Raw genomic sequence first — 6,374 nt, 5'->3', positions numbered from 1 at the left:
TAGCGGGAAATAGCTCCTAAATGTTAAAACGAAATTACTTTTAGTGTTTTACTTTTCCTAATTTGTCCTTGAATAATTGTTTTGGCATCGCGGTTGTGTTGCATCGGAATCAAAATGTTTTTCAGAATATCGATATGCGTCACTTGGTAATTCAAATCGTAAAAAGCGTAGCCTTTGTAAATGCCGTTTTCAATAAGAACCGCTGAACGCTCATTGATAGTACGACCACGATCTATCAAAACCATGTTCTGTTTTTCAAAACTATTTTCAGTGATAAATTTATTTATTCGGTTATTGTATTCTTCGACTGTTACTTTACCAATACAAGCTCCATCGCATTCTTTGATTTTATATTGAAAGCAGTCCGAGCTAGTCTGGTACAAACCCGTTAGTTTTTGGCACAATTGGTACTTTTCTGTAATGCGGAACAGCGTGTTTTTTCCTTCTTGTAGCGTAGTAAAAGAAGTGATTTCTTTTTTACGTCCATCGGCTTTTTGTAAACGTAAGTTCAAGTAACCGTTGTTGTCTTTTTCGGAATACAATGCCCACTCAAAGATACTTTTGCGTTGCGCTCTATTGAAAATAGGTTTGTTGATTTTGATTTCTTCACTTTCTTTTAAAAGGGCAATCAATTCGCTCCCCGTTTCTTCGTAAGTGACTGTAAATACTTCTCTCTGAATCTTTTTAGATTTAGTAGAGGTACCTGTAAAATGTTGGTTGATTCGCTTTTTGATGTTACAGCTTTTGCCAATGTATATCAAATTGCCTTTTTCGTTATGAATATAATAAATCCCTGTTTTTGAAGGCAAATGTTCTACAATATCCAAGAGCTTTGGTGCGATTCCTTTTTGAATTTCTTGTTTGATAAAGTCGTTCAAAATTTGCTTTTCGACATCTTTTTCCAAAAGCATTTTGAATAATTTGGTAGTTGCCATAGCATCACCACTCGCTCGGTGTCTGTCTGCCATCGGGATACCTAAAGCGCGAACTAATTTGCCCAAACTATACGAAGGTTGTTCAGGGATTAATTTTTTGGATAACTCCACTGTACAGAGTGTTTTGGCTTGAAAATCATAGCCTAAACGCTTGAATTCAGTTTTTAAAATTCGATAATCAAACGAGGCATTGTGAGCCACGATAACACAATCTGAAGTGATTTCGATAATGCGTTTGGCTACTTCAAAAAATTTAGGTGCCGAGCGCAACATCGCATTATTGATTCCAGTTAACTTGACTACAAATGGTTGAATAGGGATTTCAGGATTTACTAAACTGATAAATTGATCCACCACTTCGCGACCATCAAATTTATAAATGGCAATTTCGGTAATTCCTTCTTCGTTGAATTGACCTCCTGTGGTTTCTATGTCGAGAATTGCGTAAATAGTATTTTCTTTAAAATTTAAGGTTTAAAAAATCTGAAATCAAAATTCGTTAATCTTCAATCATCAATCAATTTCTGTTTCCAAAGATACTACTTCCAATTCGAACCATGGTACTTCCGCATTCAATTGCAAGTGCATAGTCTCCAGACATGCCCATTGAAAGAATTGTGAATTGTGAATTGTGAATTGCAATGGTATCAAAAATCGTTTTCAAACGGCTGAATTCTTTTTTGATTTGGTTTTGATTGTTAGTAAAAGTTGCCATTCCCATCAGTCCTACAATTCGGATGTTATTATAGTTTTCTTTGTCATTCTGAACTTGTTTCAGAATCTCATTCAATTCCCTTTCGTCCAAACCAAATTTGGATTCTTCCTCGGCAATATACACTTGCAGTAAACAATCGATAATTCGGTTATTTTTTTGTGCTTGTTTGTTGATTTCTTGTGCTAATTTCAAACTATCCACACCGTGAATCAAACTCACAAAAGGCGCCATGTATTTGACTTTATTAGTTTGAACATGACCAATCATATGCCATTGAATGTCCTTGGGCATTACTTCCCATTTTTCGGACATTTCTTGGATTTTGTTTTCACCAAAAATGCGTTGTCCAGCTTTATACGCTTCCATTAAATCCGATACAGGTTTGGTTTTGGAAACGGCTACAAGAGTAACATTTTCAGGGAGTGTAGCTTGAATAGAACGTAAATTATTTTGAATTGACATTGTAGTCTTTGGTTTTTAAATGAATTGAGCAGCTACTTTTTCTGCTTTCTTACTTTCGGCATAATTGTAAAAACCTTCACCCGATTTTGCGCCTAATTTTCCGGCGCGAACCATATTAACTAATAAGGGACAAGGGGCGTATTTTGGATTTTTAAAACCGTCATACATCACATTCAAGATAGAAAGACACACATCGAGTCCAATAAAATCAGCTAATTGCAAAGGTCCCATTGGGTGCGCCATGCCTAATTTCATTACGGTATCTATTTCATAAACGCCAGCCACTTGATTGTATAAAGTTTCGATGGCTTCATTGATCATTGGCATCAAAATTCGATTGGCTACAAATCCCGGATAGTCATTTACTTCAACAGGTGTTTTTCCTAATTTTTCGGAAAGCTGCATGATGATTTGGGTAACTTCATCGCTAGTGTTATATCCTCTAATTACTTCCACTAATTGCATAATGGGCACCGGATTCATGAAATGCATTCCAATAACACGTTCGGGATGCACTACCACAGCTCCAATTTGAGTAATGGAAATAGATGATGTATTGGTAGCTAAAATTGTGTTATGAGAACAAGCTTCGTTCAATTGCTTAAAAATAGCCAATTTTAAATCGACATTTTCAGTTGCGGCTTCTATGACTAAGTCAACTCCAACGACACCGTCTTTTATATCCGTATAGGTAATAATATTCGTTATAGTTTTAGCAACATCTTCTTGTGTAATGGTTTCTTTGGCTAACATTCTATCCAAATTATTGGCGATAGTGTCCATGCCTTTGTCCAATGCCTTTTCAGAAACATCAATCAATTTTACGGTAAAACCATTTTGAGCAAAAGTATGAGCAATTCCATTACCCATTGTTCCAGCTCCAATAACAGCGATTGTTTTCATTTGGTATGTTATTATTTTTCCATTGAATCAATAATCTGATAAGCTACACGCAAAGCATTGGTGGCTTGTTCCAAAGTAACTACAGGAGTAGTGTCGTTGTTGATAGCATCAGCAAAAGATTCTAATTCGTCTAAAATGGCGTTATTTTGATGTACTTCAGGATTAGAAAAATAGATTTGTTTTTTCACTCCTTCAGCATTTTGTAAAATCATATCAAAGTCACCTGGAACTTCAGGCGCATCCTTCATTTTAACTACTTCACATTTTTTTTCAAGGAAATCTACCGAGATGTATGCGTCTTTTTGGAAGAAACGAGTTTTACGCATGTTTTTCATCGAAATTCGGCTAGAAGTCAAATTGGCTACACAACCATTTTCAAATTCGATTCGAGCATTGGCAATATCTGGAGTTTCGCTAATAACAGAAACGCCACTAGCATTGATGTTTTTAACTTTCGAATTCACCACGCTCAGAATAGCATCAATATCGTGAATCATTAAATCTAAAACTACAGGAACGTCAGTGCCTCTTGGATTGAATTCTGCCAAACGATGAGTCTCAATAAACATCGGATTTTCAATCATATTTTTGGTAGCAATAAAGGCAGGGTTGAAACGCTCTACATGTCCTACCTGACCTTTGACTTTGTATTCTTTAGCTAATGCTATAATTTCTTCGGCTTCCTCAACAGTGGTTGCGATTGGCTTTTCTATAAATACATGTTTCCCCGACTTGATAGAGACTTTAGCACATTTATAATGAGAAAGAGTAGGTGTTACAATGTCAATGACATCCACAGCGTGAATTAATTTGGCGATAGTATCAAATTGTTTGTATCCGAATTCAGCAGCAATTTTAGCTCCGTTTTCTAGATTTTCGTCATAAAAACCAACCAATTCGTATTTTTCAGATTGTTGCAATAAACGCAAATGTATTTTACCTAAGTGACCAGCACCCAATACTCCAATTTTCAGCATAATAATGTAGTTTGCACAAAAATAGCAATAAATTGGTGAATTAATTAAGTGAAAAAGACAATTATTTGTTCAATTTTAATTTAAATTTCGCTATTTGGAATTAGAAATTCTTTGTTACTTTTACCAAAATTAAAACCCAAATTTTGAAAGATACTGCCAAACATCAAGGACTTCGTAATCAATTAGTAAGCGTTTTAGAACAAAAAGGCATTACTGATAAAAAGGTGCTTGAGGCGATTAAAAAAGTGCCAAGACATTTATTTTTGAATTCTAGTTTTGAAGATTATGCTTATCAAGATAAAGCCTTTCCAATAGGAGCAGGTCAAACGATTTCCCAGCCCTACACCGTGGCATTTCAATCCCAATTATTAGAAGTGCAAAAAGAGCATAAAATATTAGAAATAGGAACAGGATCAGGTTATCAAACAGCTGTTTTGTGTGCTATGGGAGCCAAAGTCTATACGGTAGAACGCCAAATCGAGCTGTTTAAGAAAACATCTGTTTTATTTCGTAAACTAGGAATTCTTCCAAAGTACTTTGCTTCTGGAGACGGATACAAAGGACTGGAAATTCACGCACCTTACGATAGTATTATTGTTACCGCTGGTGCACCCATAATCCCAAAACCGTTGATGGCCCAATTGAAAATAGGAGGACGCTTAGTTATTCCGCTGGGTGAAGAAGTGCAAACTATGACCCTATTGATTCGTAAAAATGAGACTCAATTTGAAAAACATGAATTTGGAGAATTTCGATTCGTTCCGTTATTAGAAGATACAAACTAAAAGAAAACCCGCCATAGGCGGGTTTTCTTATTGACCAATAATGGCTAAATAGCGCTCCAAACTCTCTTTTTCTATTTGAGCTACAAACAAGATAAAATCTTCTTTGTTGTTTTGTGTTTGAGCTGATTCTAAAGTTTGATAGTAGCGCATTCTTGTATCGTAATCTCCTTTAATATTAGCAATTACATAGCCATGTTGCAACAAAATCAAGTTCATTATTAAGCGAGACGTTCTGCCATTTCCATCAATGAAGGGATGTATGGTGACCAAACGCTCGTGCATTTCGGCAGCGAGAACTATTGGGTGTAATTTATTTTTATTGGTTTCATACCAAATAAAATAATCTTCCATTTCCTTTGCTACTAAAAAAGGTTGAGGCGGTGTATGTGCGCTCCCTTTAATCATCACTTGTACTTTTCTATATCGACCTGCATCTTCAGGATGAATCCCTCTTAAAATTAGATTATGAGTAGCCAATACTTCTCTTTCAATTAGAGAGGTGTTTTTATTCATCAACTCTTTTATAAAAGCAATAGCCTCTTGATGATTAATAGCCTCTAAATGCTCACGCATACTTTTTCCAGAAATAGTCAAGCCTTCATTGATAACTAAATCGGTTTCACGAAGTGTCATCGTATTGCCTTCTATTCGATTACTTTCAAAAGTATATTCCAATTCTAAAGCTTGTGATATTCTGTAACTATCGAATTGACGAAAACTGTCTAATTTGGCTTTTAAAACATCAATTTGAGCTAAAAGTGTTTCTAAAGATTTTGATAGTGCATTAGTATTATTTTTGGCAACATATCGTATTTCTTCTTCGGCAACCTGCAAGGCTTTTAGAGCAAATTCATCTTGACCAATTTCATACAATATTTTTTCTTTAAGCCAAGCCACCATTAAAGTTTCATAATCGATTTCCAATAAGGAGGCAATTTTTACTACTTGTTCTTTTGTAGGCTTTCTTGTCCCGGATTCAAACTTACTAATCAAGGCTTGGTCAATGTTCAAAAGTTGAGCTAGTTCTCTTGTTTTGAGCCCCTTTTTTTCTCTTGCATTTTTGATTAGTGTTTTCATTTTACTTAAATGTTTTTATTTGTCAAGACAAAATTAGTCATAATTTTATGTAAAAAAAACTTTTTATTAAAAAGCTTTCTTAATTCTATCCAAATCTCTCTTGGTATCTTGTTCTTTCAGGGATTCTCGTTTGTCATAGGTTTTCTTTCCGCGGCAAAGCCCAATCTCTAATTTTGCCATTCCTTTTTCATTGGTAAACATTTTTAAGGGAACAATAGTGAGTCCTTTGGCTTGTACACTACGAGCTAATCCTTTTAATTCTCTCTTGTTTAAGAGTAGTTTTCGTTCACTTCGGGATTTATGATTGAATTGATTTCCAAATGCGTATTCTTCAATATAAGTATTGATGGCAAAAAGTTCGTTGTTACTAAATTCGCAAAAACTCTCCGTAATATTGGCCTTGCCTAAACGAATGGACTTAATTTCGGTACCAGCCAAAACTATTCCAGCGGTATAGGTTTCGATTATTTCATAATCAAAACGAGCACGTTTGTTAAGTATGTTGACTGTTTTTAGCATA

The 6,374-nt window shown here is 35.1% G+C and carries 7 protein-coding genes; 1 reads left to right on the top strand and 6 read right to left on the bottom strand.

What is annotated here, in order from left to right; all coding sequences use genetic code 11:
- Window positions 1-23: 23 nt before the first annotated feature.
- The 4 genes from Q0L65_RS04405 to Q0L65_RS04390 form a co-directional block, all read right to left on the bottom strand.
- Complete coding sequence (locus Q0L65_RS04405; RefSeq protein ID WP_296683913.1) at window positions 24-1,385, bottom strand: exonuclease domain-containing protein; 1,362 nt, start codon at window positions 1,383-1,385, stop codon at window positions 24-26.
- Between the two features lie 67 nt (window positions 1,386-1,452).
- On the bottom strand, window positions 1,453-2,112 hold the full coding sequence (locus Q0L65_RS04400) for a YggS family pyridoxal phosphate-dependent enzyme (RefSeq protein WP_296683906.1): 660 nt from the start codon (window positions 2,110-2,112) through the stop codon (window positions 1,453-1,455).
- A gap of 15 nt (window positions 2,113-2,127) precedes the next feature.
- Window positions 2,128-3,015, bottom strand: a complete 888-nt coding sequence (locus Q0L65_RS04395) for a 3-hydroxyacyl-CoA dehydrogenase NAD-binding domain-containing protein (RefSeq protein ID WP_296683904.1) — start codon at window positions 3,013-3,015, stop codon at window positions 2,128-2,130.
- Window positions 3,016-3,026: 11 nt separating this feature from the next.
- Window positions 3,027-3,992 (bottom strand): Gfo/Idh/MocA family oxidoreductase, encoded by a 966-nt coding sequence (locus Q0L65_RS04390; protein WP_296683902.1) that lies wholly within the window; start codon window positions 3,990-3,992, stop codon window positions 3,027-3,029.
- Window positions 3,993-4,135: 143 nt separating this feature from the next.
- Between Q0L65_RS04390 and Q0L65_RS04385 the strand changes: the two genes are divergently transcribed.
- Window positions 4,136-4,777 (top strand): protein-L-isoaspartate(D-aspartate) O-methyltransferase, encoded by a 642-nt coding sequence (locus Q0L65_RS04385; RefSeq protein ID WP_296683897.1) that lies wholly within the window; start codon window positions 4,136-4,138, stop codon window positions 4,775-4,777.
- 27 nt (window positions 4,778-4,804) lie between these two features.
- Here Q0L65_RS04385 and Q0L65_RS04380 read toward each other — a convergent pair whose 3' ends face one another.
- Together Q0L65_RS04380 and smpB are read right to left on the bottom strand one after the other, a co-directional pair.
- Entirely contained in the window at window positions 4,805-5,854 is a 1,050-nt protein-coding gene (locus tag Q0L65_RS04380) for a Fic family protein (protein WP_296683896.1), read from the bottom strand.
- A 66-nt stretch (window positions 5,855-5,920) separates the two neighbouring features.
- Window positions 5,921-6,373 carry an SsrA-binding protein SmpB gene (smpB, locus tag Q0L65_RS04375; protein WP_229316439.1) on the bottom strand — a complete coding sequence of 151 codons (453 nt, stop codon included), beginning with the start codon at window positions 6,371-6,373 and terminating at the stop codon, window positions 5,921-5,923.
- Window position 6,374: the final 1 nt, after the last annotated feature.

The organism is Flavobacterium sp., from assembly GCF_024642105.1.
Taxonomy (GTDB): Bacteria; Bacteroidota; Bacteroidia; order Flavobacteriales; family Flavobacteriaceae; genus Flavobacterium.
Note: the sequence above shows the minus strand (reverse complement) of the source record. Positions and strands in the feature narration are given on the sequence as shown.

Bases quoted from the DNA above. Each gene is read 5' to 3' on its own strand.
- Q0L65_RS04400 (WP_296683906.1), bottom strand. From the start codon at position 2,112: ATGTCAATTCAAAATAATTTACGTTCTATTCAAGCTACACTCCCTGAA.
- Q0L65_RS04395 (WP_296683904.1), bottom strand. From the start codon at position 3,015: ATGAAAACAATCGCTGTTATTGGAGCTGGAACAATGGGTAATGGAATT.
- Q0L65_RS04390 (WP_296683902.1), bottom strand. From the start codon at position 3,992: ATGCTGAAAATTGGAGTATTGGGTGCTGGTCACTTAGGTAAAATACAT.
- Q0L65_RS04380 (WP_296683896.1), bottom strand. From the start codon at position 5,854: ATGAAAACACTAATCAAAAATGCAAGAGAAAAAAAGGGGCTCAAAACA.
- smpB (WP_229316439.1), bottom strand. From the start codon at position 6,373: ATGCTAAAAACAGTCAACATACTTAACAAACGTGCTCGTTTTGATTAT.